Origin of the sequence: Hymenobacter sp. B1770, from assembly GCF_049896385.1 — a bacterium.
GTDB lineage: Bacteria > Bacteroidota > Bacteroidia > Cytophagales > Hymenobacteraceae > Hymenobacter.
Genome location: NZ_JAFCUF010000043.1, coordinates 1 through 1,100, shown reverse-complemented (window position 1 = coordinate 1,100; position 1,100 = coordinate 1). Strand labels below are relative to the sequence as shown.

At 58.4% G+C, this 1,100-nt stretch carries 2 protein-coding genes; both read right to left on the bottom strand.

Going from position 1 to position 1,100, the window contains the following annotated elements:
* Positions 1-60: 60 nt before the first annotated feature.
* Entirely contained in the window at positions 61-363 is a 303-nt protein-coding gene (locus ACP7AJ_RS21335; protein ID WP_426062257.1) for a hypothetical protein, read from the bottom strand.
* A gap of 215 nt (positions 364-578) precedes the next feature.
* Positions 579-878 (bottom strand): hypothetical protein, encoded by a 300-nt coding sequence (locus tag ACP7AJ_RS21330; protein ID WP_426062256.1) that lies wholly within the window; start codon positions 876-878, stop codon positions 579-581.
* Positions 879-1,100: the final 222 nt, after the last annotated feature.

The window sequence follows — 1,100 nt, the reverse complement described above, 5'->3', positions numbered from 1 at the left end:
GTACCTTGCCCCCAACCACTTCGAAACCCACCTTCAAACAACGTCCCAATTCTGTCCGGCTTAGCTAGACCACCTCATGTAGGTAAAGGCGTCCACGCGGTCCTGGTCCTTGGCCAGGATGATATAGTTCGGCGCGTTGTACCACGAGGACCCGCTATGGTAGACGACGGTGCTGTCGTAGTGCTGCTGCAAGAAGGCGTGCAACGGCGTCGGGGCTTGCGCCCAGCCGGGGAACGTGGCCCCGAGCCAGCCCAGCAGGCCCGTCACGCGAAGCCAGTGGGGCGTGCAATCGGGGAAAAAGAGAGGGCGGGGTGTGGAAGCATTGCGAACGGGAAAGCTAGGTCTTTCTAAGATGGTGCGCAAGGACGTTTATTGTTCACCCAAAGGGTCGTGGCTGTTGCAGAACTCCCTGCTTCGCATTCAGAATCGGTTAGGCGCGTGAGGGAGCGAGCAGAAAGACCGTTCCAAGGATTTTTCAGTGCGTTGACATAGGGTTTCTCTACCCTGGAATGTACCTCGAGGAGTTCTGCAACAGCCACGGTCCGAAGGTAAACGTGCTCCTCTAATGTCAAGGAGTGTTAGAAGGATGCGCCGGTTGCGGCGCCACGAACCCACGCGGCTGTGCATCCCCCTACCGCGAGCAACAAGAGAAGCCCAAACGCCTTGGCCCAGGGAAGTTTATTCGCCAGGAGTGCGGCAATGCCCCCGCAGGCGTTGGCCACCACCACCAGCGGCAACAAGAGCATGAGCCCGAGGACGTCGGTGGTGAAAAAGAAGAGTCCTTTGCCGTGATTGAAGCCAAGCCAGGCCCAGGCAAAAAACAAGAGGTTGCCGCCTACCGCCAGCAGGTAAGGGCGCAACAAGGGGGTGGTGGTCATCGAGGGGAGCCAGAGGGAACGATGCAAAGTAAAGGCGCTGGTTTACCGAAACGGTCGGAAGAGCAATCACCTACAGCAATGCCTCCAACTTGTCCGCTGTAGCTCTCATCTCCACCTTGCGGAGATTATCAAAAACTGATGGGTTGAGGCTGAGCAAGGTGCAGCAGCGCATCCAGGTTGCCATGCTGGCGCAGGCGGTACCGAGTCTCGGGGCAGCGTATG